Source organism: Streptomyces sp. NPDC014727 (assembly GCF_043083485.1).
In the GTDB taxonomy this organism is placed as follows: domain Bacteria; phylum Actinomycetota; class Actinomycetes; order Streptomycetales; family Streptomycetaceae; genus Streptomyces.
The window spans coordinates 133742-153148 of sequence record NZ_JBIBYR010000011.1; the positions used below are offsets into that span (position 1 = coordinate 133742).

Consider the following 19407-nt stretch of genomic DNA (forward strand, 5'->3'; position numbering starts at 1 on the left):
TTCCGAAGCGTGATCAAGACCTCGCTCTCCTCTGACCAGGCAGCTTCAACCGTTGCGGCGCTGAAACGGGCGCTCTTCGGCGAACAACTGGAGCAATTCCACGAGCCCTGGCGCAAGCTGTTCAGTACTGAGCCGTTCCGCTTCAGGGAAGGGCTGTCGCCCGATGAACGCGCCGCGCTGTCCTACGAGCGTTTACACCTGATCAACGACGCACTCGACAGCCCCGAGGACTTCGTGGTCGACGTGGAACGACTCGCGGCACTCCACGAGTGGGTCGGCCCGGTGGACGCGGGACTCGGAACAGTGGCGAGCATCCACTACAACCTCTTCCTCGGCAGTCTCCTCGACCACCCGGCGGGCCCGGAGCGTGATCTGCGGGAGTTCGCCGAGCTGCGGCGTACGGGAACGTTTCTGTGCACGGAGGCGGGGCACGGCAACAGCGCCGCGCAACTGGAGACCACCGCCACGTACGAACGGACCACCGGCGAGTTCGTGCTGAACACCCCCCATGCGGCCGCCCGCAAGTTCATGCCGAACACCAGCCCCACCGGCGGTCCCAAAACCGCTGTCGTCGCCGCCCGCCTCATCGTGGACGGGAAGGACCAGGGCGTCTTCCTGTTCCTCACTCCGCTCAGCGACGATGCCGGGCTCCCGATGCCAGGAGTCGAGATACGCAGGCTGCCGCAGACGGCCACCGCCCCCGTCGACCACTGCGTCACGTCCTTCGACCATGTCCGGCTGCCGCAGGAAGCGCTTCTGCAGTCCGACCACGGAGCTCTCACACCGGAAGGCGTCTTCACCAGTTCGGTCGGCAGCCCCCGCAAGCGCTTCCTGCGCTCCATCGGCCGCGTCACCACCGGCAAGCTCTGTATGAGCGGCTACAGCCTCGGTGTCACGCGCCACGCGCTCGCCGTGGCCGTACGGCACGCCCACACGAGGCAGACTTCCGGCGTGTCGGCCCGTGGCAGCGTTCCGCTGTTCGCCCACCGCAGCCACCACACTCCACTCCTCGACGCCATCGCCACCACCTACGCGGCGACGCTCCTGCACCGCGCCGCGGTACGGCAGTGGGCGCAGGCAACGGAATCGGAGCGGGAGAACGGTGAGCGGTTCGCAGCCATAGCCAAGGGCTGGATCACCTGGCGGGCCCGCGCCGTCATGACCGAGTGCCGCGAACGCTGCGGTGCGCAGGGGCTCTTCCTGGCCAACGGAATCGCGGGCCAGCTGGCAGCCAACGAGGGAACCATCACGGCGGAGGGCGACAACCTCGTCATCTGGGTCAAGGCGGCCGGCGAGATGCTCCTCGGGCACTTCACTCCGAAGGCCTCCCATGACGCGGCGCCCGAGGACCGCGAGCTCGACGATCCGGTCTTCCTCCAAGACCTCTTGGCGGACATCGAACGCATCTGGCATCAGCGTGCGCGTACCCGTCTGCGCAGCGGAAAGGCCGGCGACCCGCTCAACCGATGGAACACCACCGTCACACCGGCTCTGGAACTGGTCGACGCCTACGCACACCGCCAGGCCGCACAAGCCCTTCTGGATGCCGCCACCCAGGCGGATCATCCCGAGGCGGAGCGCCAACTGCGCTTGCTGCACCGTCTTTTCACCCTGCGTCGCGTCGCGTCCCACAGTGGAGACCTGCTCGCGGAGGGACACCTGACCAGTGCTCAGGTGAGGCAACTCCCCGACGCGGCCGAGAGCGTCGTCGCGGAACTCGCACCCCAGGCCGTGACCCTCACGAACGGATTCGCCGTTGTGGACGAGGTTCTCCTCGATCACCCGATCAACCGTCCTGAAGGCCTCGAAGGCAGTCCGCTGCCCCTGTGAGAGCGTTCGCGGACCCGTCGGCGGAGGGCCGGTTCGACACTGTCGGCGAGGAACGGGCCGCTCCCACCCCCGGGGTGGGCGCGACCCGTCCCTCGCCGCGGACGCGGGTGCTTCGGTCCGGAGCGAGACCACGGCCGATGACCTCGTACGCTTCGTCGGCTGTCCGAACCCCGTCCCCGACTCGGCGGATCAGGGCGCGTCCGCCCCCGTCAGCCCCAGGAAGCGCTCCGCGTTGCCGTGTGTGATCAGTTCCCGGCTGCGCGCGTCGAGGAAGGTGCTCGTGCGGACCACCTCACCGGCCGGACGTTCGCCCAGCGGATACGGGTAGTCGCTGCCCACCATCACCCGGTCCGCGCCGACCGTGTCGACCAGGAGCCGCAGGGCACGGTCGTCGAAGACGACCGAGTCGACGTAGAACCGGCCCAGATAGTGTGAGGGCGGGCGCTCCGAGGTGCCGATGACGTCGTTCCTGCCGTGCCAGGCGTTCTCCATCCGGCCGAGCCAGAAGGCGAAGGACCCGCCGCCGTGCGCGAAACAGATCTTCAGCCGCTCGTCGATCCGGTCGAAGACACCGCCCAGGATCAGGGCGAGGATCGACAGATGGGTCTCGGCGGGCATGGCTGTGAGCCATTGCGCCATCCACCGGTCCAGCCGCGGGGAACTCGCCATGTCCCAGGGGTGCACGAACACCGGCACATCGAGCGCGGCACAGTGCTGGAGGAAGGTCACGACGCCCTCGCTGTCCAGGTCGAGATCGCCGACATGGTTGCCGATCTCGACCCCCCGGTGCCCGTTGGCGATGCTCCGTTCCAGTTCGCGGCAGGCCGCGTCGGGGTCCTGCAACGGCACCTGGCAGAACGGGATCAGCCGGTCCGGAGCCGGGGCGACGATCTCCAGCGCGAGGTCGTTGAAGATCCGCGAGACCTTCGCCGCCTCCGCCCCGTCGCGGCCGTAGGTGAAGAACGCCGGGGTGGGGGAGACCACTTGGCGGTGCACCCCGTCCGCGTCCATGTCCCGCAGCCGGGTTTCGGCGTCCCAGGCGTCGGCCCGGATCCGCCGGAACTCCTTGGAACCCATCATGATCACGGCGTCGGACTCGGACTCGATCCGCAGCCAGGGCGCCTCGGGACCCGCCTCGGCAGTGAGATCCGGCCAGCCGCGCGGAACGTAGTGGGTGTGGATGTCGATCGTGCGGTCCACGCTCAGCCCTTCCCGGGATGCAGGGCACCGCAGTTCGGGCACGTGCGCGCCTTCTCGTCCCCGTAGAACTCGGCGAAGACCGGCGGCAGATCCGCGACGATGTCCCGCACCTGCAGCTCGATCTCATGGATCTTCGTGGCGCACCCGGGGCAGTACCACTGGAATTTCTCCAGAGTGCCCTCCTCCCGGACGCGCTCGATGACCAGTCCGATCGAACCGGCGTCGGGCCGCTGCGGGGAGTGCGGCACATTGCCGGGCAGCAGCCAGGCCTCGCCCTGCCGGATGTGCACGGTCCGCGGCCCGTCCTCGGTCATGACGTCGACGTGCATATCGCCCTTGACCTGGTAGAACCACTCCTCGTACGGGTCCAGATGGAAGTCGGTCCGCTGGTTGGGGCCGCCGACGATCTGGACGATGAAGTCCTGTCCCAGGGACATGGTGCGGTTGTTCACCGGCGGCTTGAGCAGGTGCTCGTGCTCGGCGATCCAGCCCTGGAAATCGATGACCGGGGGAAGGACGGTCATGAGGACACCTCCGTGCTGTGCGCTGCGATGGACTGACGGGGCCGCGGCAGATGGGCGACGGCCTGGATCTCGATCAGCAGATGGGGATGCGGCAACTGGTGCACCGCGACGGTCGTGCGGGTCGGCCCCCGCTCGTCGAAGAACTCGCCGTAGACCTCGTTGTATCCGCCGAAGTCGTTCATGGCCACCAGATAGGTGGTGACCTGGGCGATGTCGCGGAGCTCGGCACCCACCTCGGCGAGGATGTCCCGGATGTTCTCGATCACCGCCCGGGTCTGTGCCCTGATGTCCAGCTCCGTGGTGCCGAACTCATCGGCCCGGACGCCCACGAACGTGTTGTCGGGCCGCCGCGAACTGGTGCCGGAGACGAACACCAGGTCACCGACGACCTTCACATGGGGGAACCGGCCACGCGGCGTGGCCTTGCCCTCGATCACCCGTGCACCGTCCATCAGAACCCCTTCACCGCGACGGACCCGACGCCCGCCACCTCGCACTCGGTGACCCCGGCCACCAGCGGCACGGCCGCCGTGGCCGCCCCGGCCAGCACCACCTGTCCGGCCTTCAGCGCAATCCGGCGGCGCCGGCACATGTCCAGCAGCGCGTGGAGCGCGCGCGCCGGGTCACCGAGGATCGCGGCGGTCGACCCCACCGCTTCCGTCGCCGCGGTACGCAGCCGCACCGCACGGTTGGCGACGCTCTCCACCGGCCGCCACGGGCCGATCACGTAACCGGCCGCGGAGGTGTTGTCCGCGACGACATCGGTGTACGTGAACCGGAAGTCCCGGTAACGCGAGTCGATGATCTCGATGGCCGGAGCCACCGCGTCCACACAGGACTCGATGTCCGTCAGGGGGTCGTCCAGGTCCACGTCCCGGCACAGCCGGTAGGCGACCTCGGGCTCCGCCTTCGGATGGATGAAGCGCGTGAGGTCGACCTCGTCGCCGTCCGCGATCCGCATCGCGTCGGTGAGCCGGCCCACGATCACATCGCTGACGCCCATCTGCGCCATCTTGGCCTTGCTGGTGAACCCGAGCTTCACGCCCACGATCCGCTCGCCGCGCGCCACCCGCAGCGCCAGCAACGCCGCCTGGACGGCGTACGCGTCGTCGATGTCGAACTCATGGCTGTCGGCGAGGCTCGGGGTGTCCGTGCGGGACGTCTGCGCCGTGTCCAGCCGCTGCGCCAGTATGCCGGTCAGTTCCGCCGAAATCACTTGCCGTTCCCTTCCGCCAGGGCCTCGCGCCGCGCGGCCAGGTCCAGTGCGATGTCCACGATCAGGTCCTCCTGGCCGCCCACCATCCGGCGCCGGCCGACCTCCAGCAGGATCTGCCGGGTGTCGACCCCGTAGCGCCGCGCCGCGCGTTCGGCGTGCAACAGGAAGCTGGAGTAGACACCGGCGTAGCCCAGCGTCAAGGTCTCCCGGTCCACCTGCACCGGCCGGTCGCGCAGCGGGCGGATGATGTCGTCGGCGGCGTCCTGGAGCGCGAACAGGTCGCAGCCGTGCTCCCAGCCCAGCAGATCGGCGACGGCGACGAACGGCTCCGCCGGACAGTTGCCCGCCCCCGCGCCCTGCCCCGCCAGCGCCACATCGACGCGGTGGGCGCCGTGCTCCACGGCGGTCACACTGTTGGCGACCGACAGCGAGAGGTTCTCGTGGGCGTGGATGCCGATCTCCGTCGACTCGTCCAGCACCTCGCGGTACGCGTCGACCCGGGCGGCTACCTCACGCATCGTCAGCCGCCCGCCGGAATCGGTGACATAGACACAGTGCGCCCCGTACGACTCCATCAGCCGGGCCTGCCGGGCGAGCCCCTCGGGGGAGTTGAGATGACTCATCATCAAGAAGCCCGAGACGTCCATCCCGTTCTCCCGGGCCCAGGAGATGTGCTGCGCGCCGACGTCTGCCTCGGTGCAGTGCGTCGCGACGCGTACGCTGCGCACCCCGAGCGCGTGGGCGCGGCGCAGATGGTCGATGGTGCCGATGCCCGGCAGCAGCAGGGTCGTCAGCTTCGCGTGTTCGAGGACGTCCGCCGCGGCCTCGATCCACTCCTCGTCGCTGTGCGCGCCGAACCCGTAGTTCGCGCTCGATCCGCCGAGACCGTCGCCGTGCGCGACCTCGATGGCGGCGACTCCGGAGCGGTCGAGCGCGGCGACGATCCGGCGCACCTGGTCGACGGTGTACATGTGCCCCATCGCGTGCATGCCGTCGCGCAGGGTCACGTCCTGGACGTACAGCTTCATGAGGTCACCCATCCTCGGAGTGCGGCGACCGTCTCCGCGGTGCGGACCGCGGCGGAGGTCATGATGTCGAGATTGCCGGCGTAGTCGGGCAGGTAGTGGCCGGCGCCGAGCACCTCCAGGAACACCGAGACCCTGACCCCGGTGACCCGTCGCCCGAGGGCCGGGACGAGGGTGTCCTCGACCGGGTCGAACTGCACGTCCTGCTTGAGCCGGTAGCCGGGCACGTACTCCCGTACGGACTGTGCCATCCGCTGTACGGAGGCCACGATCCGGTACCGGTCCGCGCCCGACAGTTCGCCCTCGACGAGGCAGAAGACCGTGTCGCGCATGGCGAGCGGGGGCTCCGCGGGGTTGAGCACGATGATGGCCTTGCCGGCCTCGGCGCCGCCGACGAGCCGGATCGCCCTGCTCGTGGTCTCCGTGAACTCGTCGATGTTGGCCCGGGTGCCGGGACCGGCCGACCTCGACGCGATGGAGGCGACGATCTCCCCGTACGCGACCGGCGCGATCCGGGAGACGGCGGCCACGACCGGAATGGTCGCCTGGCCGCCGCAGGTCACCATGTTGAGGTCTGCCGCGTCCAGATGCTCGTCCAGATTGACCGACGGCACCACGAACGGCCCGAGAGCCGCGGGGGTGAGGTCGATCATCAGCTTGCCGTGCTCCGCGGCGAGCCGCGCGTTGCGCACATGGGCCTTGGCCGAGGTCGCGTCGAAGATGACCTTGATGTCGGCGAATTCGGGCATCGCCACGAGCCCGTCGACACCGCGATGCGTGGTGGCGACCCCCAGCCGGGCGGCGCGGGCCAGCCCGTCGGAGTCGGGGTCGATGCCCACCATCGCACCCATGCGCAGCGACTCGGAGAGCCGCAGCACCTTGATCATGAGGTCGGTTCCGATGTTGCCGGACCCGATGACGGCGACCGGAACGGTGCCGGATGCGGTGGAACTCACTTGGCCTCCTCCTCGATGACTGCCTCGACCTCGCCGAGTCCGTCCAGTGCCAGCCGGTACCGGCCCGGACCGCTGATCGGCACCATCGGGCCGAGCGCCCCGGACATCACCACGTCCCCGGCTCGCAACGGCTGCTCCCGCGCGGCCAGTTCACGCGCCAGCCAGGCCACGGCGACGACCGGGGAACCGAGGCAGGCGTGGCCGGCGCCGAAGGAGACCGGCTCACCGTCCCGCTGGAGCACCATCCCGACCCGGGAGAGGTCGAGCCCGTTCAGCGGGTACGCGGTGGTGCCCAGCACGACCGCGCCGCTGGAGGCGTTGTCGGCGACGGTGTCGGTGATGGCCAGGTCCCAGCCGGTGATCCGGGAGTCGACGATCTCGATGGCGGGCAGCACGAAGTCGGTGGCCCGCAGCACATCGGCGACGCCCGCGCCGGGCCGGTCGATGTCCCGGCCGAGCACGAAGGCGATCTCACCCTCCGCGCGAGGCTGGAGGAAGCGGTTCAGCGACAGCGGTTCGGTGTGCGCGTACATCATGTCGTCGAAGAGCACCCCGAAGTCCGGCCGGAACACATCGAACTGCTGCTGCACGGCAGGGGCGGTGAGACCGATCTTGGCACCCACCACCCGGGCCCCGGCCGCGCTTCTGGCGGAGGCGAGGCGCCGCTGCACCTCATAGGCGGCATCGATGTCGTCGCGGCCCAGGAACTCCCGGACGGGAGCGCACGGAGTGCCGGTGGCTGCCGCGGCCGCCAGGCGCGCCACGGCCGCGTCGATCCGTGCGGACAGGTCGGGGTCGTCGTGATCGGTCACAGCTGTACGCACACATTCGTCGGCTCGGTGTAGAAGTGCAGGGAGGACGCGCCGCCCTCGCGGCCGATGCCGGAGAGCCCGAAACCGCCGAACGGGGAGCGCAGATCGCGCAGGAACCAGGTGTTGACCCAGGCCATTCCGACGTTCATGGCCTGCGCCACCCGGTGACCGCGGCGCAGATCGTTGGTCCACACCGAGGCCGCGAGTCCGTACTCGGTGTCGTTGGCCAGGGCGACGGCCTCCGCTTCGGTGTCGAAGGGGATCAGGGCGGCCACCGGCCCGAAGATCTCCTCGCGCACCACCCGGTCCGCGTTGGTCAGCCCCGTCCACAGCGTCGGCTCGATCCAGGAACCGCCCGCGAGTCCGGGGCCCAGCTGTGGTACGCCGCCGCCGGTGAGCACGTTCGCCCCGGCCCGCTCGGCGAGCTCGAAGCAGCCCAGCACCTTGTCCCGGTGCGTCTGGGAGATCAGCGGTCCGGTGGTGGTCCGCTCGTCCGCCGGATCGCCCAGTCGCAGGCCCCGGGCCCGCTCCGCGAGTCCTTCGGCGATGTCGTCGAAGACCGAGCGCTGGACGTAGACCCGCTCGGTGCACAGGCAGACCTGACCGGTGTTGGTGAAGACCGATCTGGTCAGCCCGGTCAGCGCCTCGTCCAGGTCGACATCGTCGAAGACGACTGCGGCGTTCTTCCCGCCGAGTTCGAACGAGACCGGGCGGACCCGGGGCGCGACCGTCCTCATGACGTGCGAGCCCGTGGCGGACGAACCGGTGAAGGTCACGCCGTCGATCCCCGGGTGCGAGGTGACGTACTCGCCGGCGGAGCCGTCGCCGAAGCCGTGGACGACGTTGTACACCCCGGCGGGGAGCCCGACCTCGGCGAGCACCTCGGCCAGCAGCGTCGCGGTGGCGGGGGTCTCCTCGCTGGGCTTGACGACCAGGGCGTTGCCGCACGCCAGAGCCGGGGCGACCTTCCAGGTCAGCAGCAGGAGGGGCAGATTCCACGGGACGACGACCGCGACGACGCCGAGCGGCTTGCGCACCGCGTAGTTGAGTGCCTGGCGGCCGCCCGCGAGATCGGTGAGGAAGGACTCCTGCCCGGCGGCGGCCACCACGTCGGCGAAGGTGCGGAAGTTCGCCAGGGCACGCGCGACGTCGAGTTCCCGCGCCTGGGTCACCGGCTTGCCGGTGTCGGCGACCTCCGCGGCGACGAACTCCTCGAAGCGCTCCTCGATCCGGTCCGCGGCACGGCGCAGCAGCGCCGCGCGTTCCCGCACCGGCGTCGTCGCCCATCCGTCGTGCAGGGCCCGTCGGGCCGAAGCCACGGCGCGGTCCACCAGCGCCCTGTCCGCCTCGTGCACCCGGGCGAACGTCCGGCCGGTGGCGGGGTCGGTCTTGTCGAAGCTGCGTTTCTCGTCGGGCTCCACGAACCGCCCGGCCACGAAGTTGCGGATCCACCGCCCAGTCTCTGCCGTCATGCCTCCCACTCTGATGCGCACAGCCATGCCGGACAAATGCGATTCCTGCGCGTAGCCATACCGGAAATGGCATAGCTGGTTCGCAGTGCGGTGGCAGGGAGGCCGGACCTTGCGATGGCGTTCCGCTATATCCAAACGGGTATGCCGAGTCTCGGATTCGTTATTTGTGCGTCATGTCTCAGGGCATCAGGATCCACGGTTAACGACGGGTGAAGCCCGGCCGTCGTAGCGGCTGTCCGGGGCGAACCGCCCACAGCCCGCCATCCAAGTGATAGGTCACCCCGTGAACACTTCACCTCGCGAAGAACGCTCGGGCGGCGCCCGAGCCACTGCCGGCAGAACCGCCCTCGCCACGCTGGCGGGCACCACGCTGGAGTGGTACGACTTCTTTCTCTACGGCACGGCCGCGGCGCTCATCTTCAACCAGCAGTTCTTCCCCTCGCTGAGCCCGGCCGCCGGCACCCTGGCCGCCTTCAGCACCTTCGCCGTCGGTTTCATCGCACGTCCGCTCGGCGGTCTGGTCTTCGGCCACTATGGAGACCGCATCGGCCGCAAGGCGACGCTGGTGGTCTCCCTCGTCCTGATGGGCATCGGTTCCACGCTCATCGGCGCCATCCCGAGCTACGACACCATCGGCTTCTGGGCCCCGGTCCTCCTGGTCGCCCTGCGTATCGTCCAGGGCATCGGACTCGGCGGCGAGGGAGCCGGAGCGACCCTGATGTCGATGGAACACGCACCACAGGGCAGGAAGAACCTGTACGCCGGGTTCCCGCAGATGGGCACACCGGGCGGACTGGTCCTGGCCAACGTCGTCTTCCTGGTCACCAACTCGGTCCTGGGCGACCACGCGTTCACCTCGTGGGGCTGGCGCATCCCGTTCCTGCTCAGCTTCGTACTGGTCGCCGTGGGCCTGGTGATCCGGCTGCGGGTGACCGAATCCCCGTCCTTCGCCCGCGCACGCGCCCAGGGCGAAGTCGTCGGCTTCCCGCTCGCCGAATCCCTCAAGGTCGGCTTCCCCAGGCTCGGGCTGACCCTGCTCGCCGTCGTGGCGAACTCGGCCGTCGCCTATGTGTTCATGGTCTTCACCCTGTCCTACGGCTCCCAGCACCTCCACTACGACAAGCAGTTCCTCATCCTGAGCGTCACCGTCGCGGCGGCCCTGTGGTTCGTGACCATTCCGGTGTGGACGGCATTCGCCGACCGGCACGGCAGACGGACGATGTTCCTCGCCGGATCCGCCGCCATCCTCGTCTGGTGCGTCGCCTTCTTCCCGCTCCTCGATACCGGCAACTCCGTGCTCGCGGTGGTGGCTCTGCTCGGGATGGGCCTCATCATCCCGGTCACCCACTGTGTGCAGGGCAGCATCATCGTCGACACCTTCCCCGTCAACGTCCGCTACTCGGGCTCCTCGATGATCCTGCAGGGCGGCGCCATCCTCGGCGGCGGTCTCGCCCCCATGATCTCCACGGCGCTGTTCAACTCGGGCGGGTCGTCGACCGGGGTGACGTGGTACCTCGTCGGGATCTGCGCCATCAGCCTGGCCGGCGCCGTGGCCCTGTTCCGTCTGGTGCCCGAAGAGGCGCCCGAACCCCTGCGGGCCCCGGTGGAATCGCTCTCCGGGGGCAGCGCGTGACCGGCCCCGCCGTGGTCCGGTCCGGCCCGGTCCGCTACGCCGTGGCCGAACGCTTCGCACGGCCCCGACCGGTGGGCGCTCACGACACCCGCCCGCCGAGCGGTGAGATCTGCCCGCAACTGCCGTCCCGGCTCGACGCGGTCATGGGGCCACCGCACGACCGGCGCCCACAGGGCGAGGACTGCCTGAATCTGACGGTCACCACACCCGCCCGCGACACCGCGGCGCGGCCGGTCATGGTCTGGTTCCACGGCGGCGGGTTCAGCAGCGGCGCCGGCCTCATGGACTGGTACGACGGCGGCCCACTCGCCACCGAGGGCGAGGTCGTCGTCGTGTCCGTCAACTACCGCCTGGGCGCGCTCGGATACCTCTGCCTCGACGGGCTCGCCGAGGGCAACCTCGGCCTGTACGACCAGCTCGAAGCGCTCCGCTGGGTGAACAGGCACATCGCCGGGTACGGAGGCGACCCCGACGACGTCACCGTCTTCGGACAGTCCGCCGGGGCGCTCTCCATCCGGCTGCTGATGGCGCTGCCCGAGGCCCAGGGGCTGTTCCACCGCGCGATCCTGCAGAGCGCACCGCTGGCGATCGCGACACGGTCCCGGGCCGACGCCGCCGCCCTCGGCCGGATCTTCACCGAACGGCTCGCGGTCCACGCCCCCGGCGCCGACCCGCGGACGGCCGACCCCGCCGCCCTCCTCGCGGCCCAGCGGGACACGGCCCTGGCCCACCGGGAACGCTCCGGCTCCACCCTGGAGCCACCGTTCGGACCCGTCGGGACCGGCCATACCGGCCTCGACACGCACGTGCGTGGCATGGACATCATGTACGGCTGGAACGCGGACGACATGTCCGCCTTCCCCGGCGGGGCGAGCAAGAACGGCGACCCGGCCGAGCCGACCCGCCGGATGTACGCCGAACCGCTCGCCGCGTTCGGCCGACGGCTCGCGCGGGCCGGGGCCCGCGTCCACGCCTACCGACTGGACTGGCGCCCGGCAGGATCCGCGTTCGGCGCCACCCACTGCGTGGAACTGCCGCTGCTCCTCGGCTCCCGGGCCGCCTGGCGACAGTCCCCGATGCTGGGGGACACCACTTGGGAGGAGGTGGACGAGCTGGGCCGGGCGATGCGCGCCACCTGGACCGCCTTCGCCCGCACCGGTCGTCCCGGCACGGTTGCCCCACCCCTGACCTGCCACGAGATCCCCGCCCCGCGGCCGTAGGGGCCCGACGGGTCCCGCCTACCGTTCCGCCGCACCCATGACGGGGTCGAGCAGTTCGACGACCCGGAACCGTTCGGCGACGACCATGGTGTCGTCGTCGACCGTGAACTCCGGGTCGCCGAGCGCCTCCCGCATCTCCTGGCTGTGCCAGAACTTCTCGTGGCCCGCACGCCACTCGGCCACCGAGGTGTCGCCCTCGCCCTCGTCGATCGCATGCTGAAGATCGATGTCCCCGAGGCGCAGCACCCGCACCTCCGTCACCTCCAGTACCGCGGTCTCCCGGCCGTCCGAGTCGATCAGGGCGGACCGCTCACCCACCGGGGGCAGCTCCTCCTTCTCCGCCTCGTACTCCGCGAGCAACCCGGTCGTCGACACCTTCTCACCGGCGAGCACCGCCGCCACCAACCGGTCGCGCAACGGCCCGGGGAAGGTGAGCAGAAAGGGCTTGAGGGGTTCACGGTTCGACATGGCACCAAGTCTGACATGTTCGGCCGGGCGCGGCGCCGGGACGCGCCCCCGATCGGGGGTCGTCAACTGTGTGGTGAACGGGCGGAGTTGGTATCGGGTACGGGCAGGCGCCCGCGGCCCCCGGCGCAACACGGGAAGCCGGCGCTCGAGAATCGGGACCGTGCCGGCCGGGCACATGGCCAAGGCGCTCGCCGACCCGGAGGCACGCCGTGGCACGCGTACCGGGTCGGTCGAGCGCCATCGGGCACGGTCCCGGCACGCGCTGTGGGGGGAGGACCGTGCGGGCAGCCGCTCGCTAGAGGACCAGCGACAGCAGCAGGATGAAGGCCAGCGAGACCACGGAGATGATGGTCTCCATCACCGACCAGGTCTTGATCGTCTGACCGACGTTCATTCCGAAGTACTCCTTCACCAGCCAGAATCCGGCGTCATTGACATGGCTGAAGAAGAGTGAGCCCGCGCCGACGGCGAGGACCAGCAGGGCGGCGTGGGACGTCGACATGTCCGCGGCCAGCGGGGCGACCAGGCCGGCCGCCGAGATGGTCGCCACCGTCGCCGAGCCGGTCGCGAGCCGGATCGCGACGGCGATCAGCCAGCCCAGCAGCAGCGCCGGGATCGACCAGTCCTTGGAGAAGTCCAGGATCATCTGGCCCACACCGGCGTCGATGAGCGTCTGCTTGAAACCGCCGCCCGCACCCACGATGAGCAGCACGCCCGCGATCGGGGCGAGGGACTTCTCGACGGTGGTGGAGAGCCGGCCCTTGGAGAAACCGGCCGCCCGGCCCAGCGTGAACATGCCGACTATGACGGCCGCGAGCAGCGCGATCAGCGGCGAGCCGATCACATCGGTGATCCGCTGGACGTGGTTCTCCGGGTCGTCCACGACGATGTCGACCAGGGCCTTGACCAGCATCAGCACGACGGGCAGCAGAATCGTCGCCAGGGTGGCGCCGAAGCCGGGACGACGGTCCAGCTCCTCCGAGGGGCGCTGCGGGATCATCTTCTCCGGCGCCTTGATGTCCACCCAGCGGGCGGCGTAGCGGGAGAAGACCGGGCCCGCGATGATCACGGTCGGGACGGCCACCAGCACACCCAGCGCCAGCGTGACACCGAGGTTGGCACCGAGGGCGTCGATCGCCACCAGCGGGCCGGGGTGCGGGGGAATCAGTCCGTGCATCACGGAGAGACCGGCCAGCGCCGGGATACCGATCCGCATCAGGGAGTAGTTGCCGCGCTTGGCGACGAGCAGCACCACCGGGATCAGCAGCACGATCCCGACCTCGAAGAACAGCGGCAGACCGATGATCGAGGCGATCAGGACCATCGCCCACGGCATGGCCCGCCCGCTCGCCTTCGCCAGGATCGTGTCGACGATCTGGTCCGCGCCGCCGGAGTCGGCGAGCAGCTTGCCGAGAATGGCACCGAGCGCGATGAGGACACCGACACCCGCGACGGTCGAGCCGAGGCCGGCGGTGAAGCTGGCGATCGTCTTGGCCGGTGCGGCGCCGGCGAAGGAGCCGAGCGCCAGCGAGCCGATGGTCAGCGCGAGGAACGCGTGCATCTTGAACTTGGTGATGAGCAGAACGATGACGGCGATGCCCGCCAGGACGGCGATGCCCAACTGCGCGTTGCCTGCCGAAGTGATGGGTTCGACGGCGTCCGCTGCCAGCATCTCGACGCTGAGACTGGTCACGGTGGTGATCCTTAGTTATCGAGCCGGCGCAACGCGGCGACGGCTCGCTGGGTGATTTCTTCGGGGGTGCCGGACACATCGACCGAGACGCCGGCCTCGTCCTCCTGCAGCGGCTGCAGGGTGGCGAACTGCGAGTCGAGCAGTGCGGTGGGCATGAAATGGCCCTTGCGCTCCGCCATGCGCGCCTCGATCAGAGCCCGGTCGCCGGTCAGGTGGAGGAAGACGGCGCCGGGCGCCTCGGCCCGCAGCCGGTCCCGGTAGACGCGCTTGAGCGCCGAACTGCTCACCACTCCGCCGAGCCCCGCCCGTCCGTGCGCCCACTGGCCGATCGCATCGAGCCAGGGCCACCGGTCGGAGTCGTCCAGCGGTGTGCCGGCCGACATCTTGGCGATGTTCGCCGCGGGATGGAAGTCATCGCCCTCGGCGTACGGAACGCCGAGTTCGGCGGCGAGCAGGGGGCCGATCGTGGTCTTGCCGGTCCCTGCGACGCCCATCACCACGACGACGTGGGGGGTGCTCATTGGTGGTGCCTCGCTGTCCTCTTCGACGTCTTCCTCGACATCGGTCCGTCGCGCTACTGAAACCCATACGTACGACTTATTCAAGATGCTGTGACATAAACGTCGTACTTTTTGTTCCTCAAGGGGGCCCCGTAGGCTGGTGGCCATGACCACACAGGGCCCTGGGCTGCATACACATGTGCTGGACACCCTGGGCCTGGAGATCGCCGCGGGGGAGCACCGGCCGGGGCAGGTACTGCGCACCGACGAGCTGGCCCAGCGCTTCGACGTCTCGCGCACGGTCGTACGCGAAGTGGTCCGCGTCCTGGAATCCATGCACCTGGTCGAGTCCCGGCGCCGGGTCGGCGTGACCGTGCGTCCGACCGAGGCGTGGAACGTCTACGATCCGCAGGTCATCCGATGGCGGCTGGCCGGCGCCGACCGGCCGCGCCAGCTGCGCTCCCTGACCGTGCTGCGCTCGGCGATCGAACCGGTCGCGGCCGGGCTCGCCGCCCGCAACGCGACCCCGGAGCAGTGCGCCGCCCTCACCGAGTGCGCGCTCGGCATGGTCGCCACCTCGCGCGGCCAGCAGCTGGAGGGCTATCTGGAGCACGACATCGCGTTCCACCGGATCGTGCTCAACGCCTCCGGCAACGAGATGTTCGCCCGACTCGGCGATGTCGTCGCCGAGGTCCTGGCGGGACGAACCCACCACCAGGTGATGTTCGAGGACCCGGACCCGGCCGCGGTCACGCTCCACGTACGGCTCGCCGAAGCCGTGCGCGAGGGCGACACGGTGGCGGCGGAGCGGCTGACGAAGGAGATCGCGGTGGGCGCCCTGCACGAGCTGGACGTACTCGCGCCCTGAGGCCCGTACCGCGAGCCTGAGGGATTCCTCCCATTACCGCCCCCGCGGGAAGAACCCGCGGGGGCGGTCGGCAGGGGCCGGGGCGGCGGGTCAGCCGCCGTGCCCCGGGTGGCCGCCGTGCCCGGCGCCGTGGTCGAACTTCATCGCCTCCGGCGGCATCACCACGAACGGCCGCATCATGCCCATGTCCTCGTGCTCCAGCAGATGGCAGTGGTACATGAACCGCCCGTACGCCCCGTCGAAGGTGCCGAGCACCTTCACCAACTGCCCCGGGGGCACCCGGAAGACGTCCTTCCAACCCTGCTCGTTCGGCGGCGTCGGGATCTTGGTGCCGTGGTCGAACGCCACGGGGGAGCGGGTTCCGCCGACCGCGGGATCGAAGCCGTCCAGCGTGTAGGCCTCCCGGCCCATCACCTGGAAGTCCGTCAGATGGATGTGCATCGGATGCGTCGGGCCGCCCAGGTTGAGGAACGACCACTGTTCGTATGCGCCCTTGCCGACGGTGAAGCCGAGCCCGTCGTTGAACGTCCGGGCGATCCTGCGGTACGTGCGCACCGTGCCGTCCTCGCCCCGCACCTGGATGACCCCGTCCGAGGGCACCCGCACATCGGCGCCCTCCTCGACCTCGGCCATCTCCCAGATCTCCGGGTGGCCGCCGCCTCCGACCGTGCCCGGCGCCGTGAGCACGACGAGCCGGTGCCCGTGCTCCACCCGGCCGTGTTCGTACCGCCGGAAGGAACCGGACAGCACCTCGGGCAGCTCGAAACCGTCCCGCCGCCCCGTCTCCCGCACCCGGAACTCCATCACCTGCGGGAACGGCACACTCGCCGCCGGATCCGGCACCCCCGCCGCGAGCCTGCCCCGGTTGACCAGGCGGACCCGGCGGCCGGCCAGCGCCGAGAAGTCGATCAGCAGATCCATCCGCTCGGCCGGGGCGATCGTCAGCTGCGGCAGCCCCTCGTCGAAGTCGACCGGCACCGGGCGCGGCAACAGCCCGCCGTCGCTGCCGATCTGCCGGATCACGCCCGGGACCGGATTGTTCTCGTCGTCGACCAGCACCAGATCGTAGATCCGGGCATTGGACGCGTTGACGAGCCGGAAGCGGTACCACCCGTCGTCCACGTCGAGGTGCGGCCAGATGCGGCCGTTGACCGTCGTGTACGGGCCGAGGAACGGAATGGACACCGGCTTCCCGGTCTCCGGGTGGGCCTCCACGACCACCGTCGTCTTGTGCAGCAGCCGCCCGTTGAGCCGGCCGTCCTCGTCGGTGTCCAGGTTGCGGTCGGCGAGAATCAGCGGCAACTCCCGCTCTCCGGACGGCAGACCGAGCGCGTCCTCCTCGTCGTCCCTGATCAGATACGTACCGACGAGCCCCGCGTAGACATTCCACCGGGTGATGTTCATGGCGTGGTCGTGGTACCACCACTGGGCGGCCTGGTGGTCGTTCGGGTACTCCGAGAGCTGCGCGTCGCCGAAGCCGACGGCGTTGTCCGCCCAGCCGTCGTTCCCGCCACCGGTCTGCGCGCCGTGCAGATGCGTCACCGTCCAGGCGGGCAGCGCGGCCACATCCGCGTTCGGCTCGGCCCCGTCGCGACCGGGCCGGTTGTGCGGCAGCGGCTCGCCCGGCTTCACCGGGCCGACCTCCACGGCGGTGACCGGGTACTCGCTGCACCTGGGGATGCGGTTGGTCCAGGCGATCCTGATCCGCTCCCCGCGCCGTACCTCGATGGTCGGCCCCGGCACCGTGCCGTTGTACCCCCACATCAGCGTCGGCGGCAGCTGCGCGTGCAGCCGCACCCAGGTGGGTGACAGGGCGATCTCGGTCTCGCGGAGCACGTCGCCGCTTCCCGGGCGCAGCACCGGCGGCACGGGCAACGCGTCGGTGTACGGCACGAGTCCGCCGACGGGCGCGCCGGGCGCGGTCGCTCCGGGAGCCGGTCCGGGCCCGGCGACCCGCTCGCTGATCTTCTCCGTGATCTCGGCAATCTCGGTCAAGGTGCTTCCCCCGTGATCCGTCATTCCTCTGCGGTCGGACCAGCGGACCCCTGCCCCCGCAGGTATCGGTTCCGCGGTCCCTCTGCATCGAAGGACCCCCTGGGGGCCGACGAAGTTCAGCAGTCGGCATCATCTGACCGGAACCGGTACATCCCGACGGGCGGACGGCAGTCGTTTCCCGCCAATGCGGCGCGCCGCCGTGACACCCTCACGGGGCGTACGGTTGTTCGTGTTCGATCTTCGCGAAATGATGGAAACAGGGAGACCACGGTATGGCGCAGCAGGTGCAAGGGGTCATCGCACCGGGAAAGAACGAGCCGGTACGGGTGGAGACGATCGTGATCCCGGACCCGGGCCCCGGCGAGGCCGTGGTGAAGATCCAGGCGTGCGGCGTGTGCCACACCGATCTGCACTACAAGCAGGGCGGCATCAACGACGACTTCCCGTTCCTGCTCGGCCATGAGGCCTCGGGCGTGGTGGAGTCCGTCGGCGAGGGCGTCACGGATGTCGAGCCCGGCGACTTCGTCGTCCTCAACTGGCGTGCCGTGTGCGGACAGTGCCGCGCGTGTCTGCGCGGCCGCCCCTGGTACTGCTTCAACACCCACAACGCCGAGCAGAAGATGACCCTGCTCGACGGCACGGAACTGTCACCGGCGCTCGGCATCGGCGCCTTCGCCGAGAAGACCCTGGTCGCCGCCGGTCAGTGCACCAAGGTCGACCCGGAGGTCTCCCCGGCCGTCGCCGGACTGCTCGGCTGCGGCGTGATGGCCGGCATCGGCGCCGCCATCAACACCGGGCAGGTCGGCCGCGGCGACTCGGTCGCCGTGATCGGCTGCGGCGGCGTCGGTGACGCGGCGATCGCGGGCGCGCGGCTGGCGGGCGCGGCGAAGATCATCGCCGTGGACATCGACGACCGCAAGCTGGAGACGGCGAAGGCGATGGGCGCCACGCACACCGTCAACTCCCGCTCCACCGACCCGGTCGACGCGATCCGCTCCCTGACCGGCGGCAACGGCGCGGATGTCGTCATCGAGGCGGTCGGCCGCCCGGAGACGTACAAGCAGGCCTTCTACGCCCGCGACCTCGCCGGCACCGTCGTCCTGGTCGGTGTCCCGACCCCGGAGATGCAGGTGGAACTGCCGCTCATCGACGTCTTCGGCCGCGGCGGCTCGCTCAAGTCCTCCTGGTACGGCGACTGCCTCCCCTCGCGCGACTTCCCGATGCTCATCGACCTGCACCAGCAGGGCCGGATCGACCTCGGTGCGTTCGTCACCGAGACCATCGGACTCGGCGACATCGAGCAGGCCTTCGACCGGATGCACGAAGGTGACGTGCTGCGCTCGGTGGTGATTCTCTGATGGCCGCCCGCATCGACCACCTCGTCACCTCCGGAACCTTCGCCCTCGACGGCGGGGAGTGGGACGTCGACAACAACGTCTGGATCGTCGGCGACGACAGCGAGGCGATCGTCATCGACGCCGCCCACGACGCCGCCGCCATCGAGTCCGCGCTGAACGGCCGTACGCTGCGCGCCATCGTCTGCACGCACGCGCACAACGACCACATCGACGCGGCCCCGGCGCTCGCCGACGCCACCGGCGCACCGATCCTGCTCCACCCCGACGACCTGCCGCTGTGGCAGCAGACCCACCCGGACCGCGCCCCGGACGGCGAACTGGCCGACGGGCAGGAGCTGGAGATCGCCGGGACGACGCTCCGAGTCCTGCACACGCCCGGTCATGCCCCGGGCGCCGTCTGTCTGTACGCCCCCGAGCTGTCCACCGTCTTCACCGGCGACACGCTCTTCCAGGGCGGGCCGGGCGCCACCGGGCGGTCGTTCTCGCACTTCCCGACCATCGTCGACTCCATCCGGGACCGGCTGCTCAGCCTTCCGCCAAAGACCACGGCCCGGACCGGACACGGCGACTCCACCACCATCGGCGCGGAGGCCCCGCATCTGGACGAGTGGATCGCCCGCGGTCACTGAGAACGGCG

18 protein-coding genes and 1 pseudogene are annotated in these 19407 nt (G+C 70.1%); 7 read left to right on the plus strand and 12 right to left on the minus strand.

What is annotated here, in order from left to right; translation table 11 throughout:
- The first annotated feature begins 9 nt into the window (after positions 1-9).
- Positions 10-1830, plus strand: coding sequence for an acyl-CoA dehydrogenase (locus tag ACF1B9_RS19250; RefSeq protein WP_391740351.1), 1821 nt, complete (start codon positions 10-12; stop codon positions 1828-1830).
- A gap of 189 nt (positions 1831-2019) precedes the next feature.
- Here ACF1B9_RS19250 and ACF1B9_RS19255 read toward each other — a convergent pair whose 3' ends face one another.
- The 8 genes from ACF1B9_RS19255 to ACF1B9_RS19290 are packed head-to-tail and all read right to left on the minus strand — an operon-like array spanning position 2020 to position 9035.
- On the minus strand, positions 2020-3030 hold the full coding sequence (locus ACF1B9_RS19255; protein ID WP_391740350.1) for an amidohydrolase family protein: 1011 nt from the start codon (positions 3028-3030) through the stop codon (positions 2020-2022).
- Between the two features lie 2 nt (positions 3031-3032).
- Complete coding sequence (locus ACF1B9_RS19260; RefSeq protein ID WP_391740349.1) at positions 3033-3554, minus strand: 3-hydroxyanthranilate 3,4-dioxygenase; 522 nt, start codon at positions 3552-3554, stop codon at positions 3033-3035.
- Entirely contained in the window at positions 3551-4006 is a 456-nt protein-coding gene (locus ACF1B9_RS19265; RefSeq protein WP_391740348.1) for a RidA family protein, read from the minus strand. Before ACF1B9_RS19265 ends, ACF1B9_RS19260 begins: the two co-directional genes overlap by 4 nt.
- On the minus strand, positions 4006-4770 hold the full coding sequence (locus ACF1B9_RS19270; RefSeq protein ID WP_391740347.1) for a 2-keto-4-pentenoate hydratase: 765 nt from the start codon (positions 4768-4770) through the stop codon (positions 4006-4008). Before ACF1B9_RS19270 ends, ACF1B9_RS19265 begins: the two co-directional genes overlap by 1 nt.
- Entirely contained in the window at positions 4767-5798 is a 1032-nt protein-coding gene (gene dmpG / locus ACF1B9_RS19275; protein ID WP_391740346.1) for a 4-hydroxy-2-oxovalerate aldolase, read from the minus strand. The genes ACF1B9_RS19270 and dmpG overlap by 4 nt, the downstream gene beginning before the upstream one ends.
- Entirely contained in the window at positions 5795-6751 is a 957-nt protein-coding gene (locus ACF1B9_RS19280; RefSeq protein ID WP_391740345.1) for an acetaldehyde dehydrogenase (acetylating), read from the minus strand. Before ACF1B9_RS19280 ends, dmpG begins: the two co-directional genes overlap by 4 nt.
- Positions 6748-7563 carry a 2-keto-4-pentenoate hydratase gene (locus tag ACF1B9_RS19285; RefSeq protein ID WP_391740344.1) on the minus strand — a complete coding sequence of 272 codons (816 nt, stop codon included), beginning with the start codon at positions 7561-7563 and terminating at the stop codon, positions 6748-6750. The genes ACF1B9_RS19280 and ACF1B9_RS19285 overlap by 4 nt, the downstream gene beginning before the upstream one ends.
- Positions 7560-9035: a 2-hydroxymuconic semialdehyde dehydrogenase gene (locus ACF1B9_RS19290; protein ID WP_391740343.1), complete on the minus strand. Its 1476-nt coding sequence runs from the start codon at positions 9033-9035 to the stop codon at positions 7560-7562. The genes ACF1B9_RS19285 and ACF1B9_RS19290 overlap by 4 nt, the downstream gene beginning before the upstream one ends.
- A 355-nt stretch (positions 9036-9390) precedes the next feature.
- Between ACF1B9_RS19290 and ACF1B9_RS19295 the strand changes: the two genes are divergently transcribed.
- A complete protein-coding gene (locus tag ACF1B9_RS19295; protein WP_391740447.1) occupies positions 9391-10668 on the plus strand; it encodes an MFS transporter in 1278 nt (425 codons plus the stop codon).
- Positions 10665-11888: a carboxylesterase family protein gene (locus ACF1B9_RS19300; RefSeq protein ID WP_391740342.1), complete on the plus strand. Its 1224-nt coding sequence runs from the start codon at positions 10665-10667 to the stop codon at positions 11886-11888. The genes ACF1B9_RS19295 and ACF1B9_RS19300 overlap by 4 nt, the downstream gene beginning before the upstream one ends.
- Before the next feature lie 18 nt (positions 11889-11906).
- Here ACF1B9_RS19300 and ACF1B9_RS19305 read toward each other — a convergent pair whose 3' ends face one another.
- Positions 11907-12356: an ASCH domain-containing protein gene (locus ACF1B9_RS19305; protein WP_391740341.1), complete on the minus strand. Its 450-nt coding sequence runs from the start codon at positions 12354-12356 to the stop codon at positions 11907-11909.
- Between the two features lie 151 nt (positions 12357-12507).
- Between ACF1B9_RS19305 and ACF1B9_RS19310 the strand changes: the two are divergent.
- Positions 12508-12636, plus strand: a pseudogene (locus ACF1B9_RS19310) (formate dehydrogenase); the annotation flags it as partial.
- Between the two features lie 15 nt (positions 12637-12651).
- Here the strand turns inward: ACF1B9_RS19310 and ACF1B9_RS19315 are convergent.
- Positions 12652-14049, minus strand: a complete 1398-nt coding sequence (locus tag ACF1B9_RS19315) for a GntP family permease (protein WP_391740340.1) — start codon at positions 14047-14049, stop codon at positions 12652-12654.
- Between the two features lie 11 nt (positions 14050-14060).
- Complete coding sequence (locus tag ACF1B9_RS19320; RefSeq protein ID WP_391740339.1) at positions 14061-14570, minus strand: gluconokinase; 510 nt, start codon at positions 14568-14570, stop codon at positions 14061-14063.
- A 145-nt stretch (positions 14571-14715) separates the two neighbouring features.
- Between ACF1B9_RS19320 and ACF1B9_RS19325 the strand changes: the two genes are divergently transcribed.
- Positions 14716-15417, plus strand: a complete 702-nt coding sequence (locus ACF1B9_RS19325; RefSeq protein ID WP_114248901.1) for a FadR/GntR family transcriptional regulator — start codon at positions 14716-14718, stop codon at positions 15415-15417.
- 90 nt (positions 15418-15507) lie between these two features.
- Here the strand turns inward: ACF1B9_RS19325 and phsA are convergent, their stop codons facing one another.
- Positions 15508-17436: an O-aminophenol oxidase PhsA gene (gene phsA, locus ACF1B9_RS19330; RefSeq protein ID WP_391740338.1), complete on the minus strand. Its 1929-nt coding sequence runs from the start codon at positions 17434-17436 to the stop codon at positions 15508-15510.
- A gap of 248 nt (positions 17437-17684) precedes the next feature.
- On the opposite strand from phsA, the gene ACF1B9_RS19335 reads away from it, so the two are divergent.
- Together ACF1B9_RS19335 and ACF1B9_RS19340 are read left to right on the plus strand one after the other, a co-directional pair.
- Positions 17685-18770 carry an S-(hydroxymethyl)mycothiol dehydrogenase gene (locus ACF1B9_RS19335; RefSeq protein WP_391740337.1) on the plus strand — a complete coding sequence of 362 codons (1086 nt, stop codon included), beginning with the start codon at positions 17685-17687 and terminating at the stop codon, positions 18768-18770.
- A complete protein-coding gene (locus ACF1B9_RS19340; RefSeq protein WP_391740336.1) occupies positions 18770-19399 on the plus strand; it encodes an MBL fold metallo-hydrolase in 630 nt (209 codons plus the stop codon). The genes ACF1B9_RS19335 and ACF1B9_RS19340 overlap by 1 nt, the downstream gene beginning before the upstream one ends.
- The last annotated feature ends 8 nt before the right edge of the window (positions 19400-19407 follow it).

What these genes read in the sequence shown, in the direction of transcription:
- ACF1B9_RS19260 (WP_391740349.1), bottom strand. Translation starts at nt 3,554, where the DNA reads ATGACCGTCCTTCCCCCGGTCATCGATTTCCAGGGCTGGATCGCCGAG.
- ACF1B9_RS19265 (WP_391740348.1), bottom strand. Translation starts at nt 4,006, where the DNA reads ATGGACGGTGCACGGGTGATCGAGGGCAAGGCCACGCCGCGTGGCCGG.
- dmpG (WP_391740346.1), bottom strand. Translation starts at nt 5,798, where the DNA reads ATGAAGCTGTACGTCCAGGACGTGACCCTGCGCGACGGCATGCACGCG.
- ACF1B9_RS19290 (WP_391740343.1), bottom strand. Translation starts at nt 9,035, where the DNA reads ATGACGGCAGAGACTGGGCGGTGGATCCGCAACTTCGTGGCCGGGCGG.
- ACF1B9_RS19305 (WP_391740341.1), bottom strand. Translation starts at nt 12,356, where the DNA reads ATGTCGAACCGTGAACCCCTCAAGCCCTTTCTGCTCACCTTCCCCGGG.
- ACF1B9_RS19320 (WP_391740339.1), bottom strand. Translation starts at nt 14,570, where the DNA reads ATGAGCACCCCCCACGTCGTCGTGGTGATGGGCGTCGCAGGGACCGGC.
- ACF1B9_RS19325 (WP_114248901.1), top strand. Translation starts at nt 14,716, where the DNA reads ATGACCACACAGGGCCCTGGGCTGCATACACATGTGCTGGACACCCTG.
- phsA (WP_391740338.1), bottom strand. Translation starts at nt 17,436, where the DNA reads ATGACGGATCACGGGGGAAGCACCTTGACCGAGATTGCCGAGATCACG.
- ACF1B9_RS19335 (WP_391740337.1), top strand. Translation starts at nt 17,685, where the DNA reads ATGGCGCAGCAGGTGCAAGGGGTCATCGCACCGGGAAAGAACGAGCCG.
- ACF1B9_RS19340 (WP_391740336.1), top strand. Translation starts at nt 18,770, where the DNA reads ATGGCCGCCCGCATCGACCACCTCGTCACCTCCGGAACCTTCGCCCTC.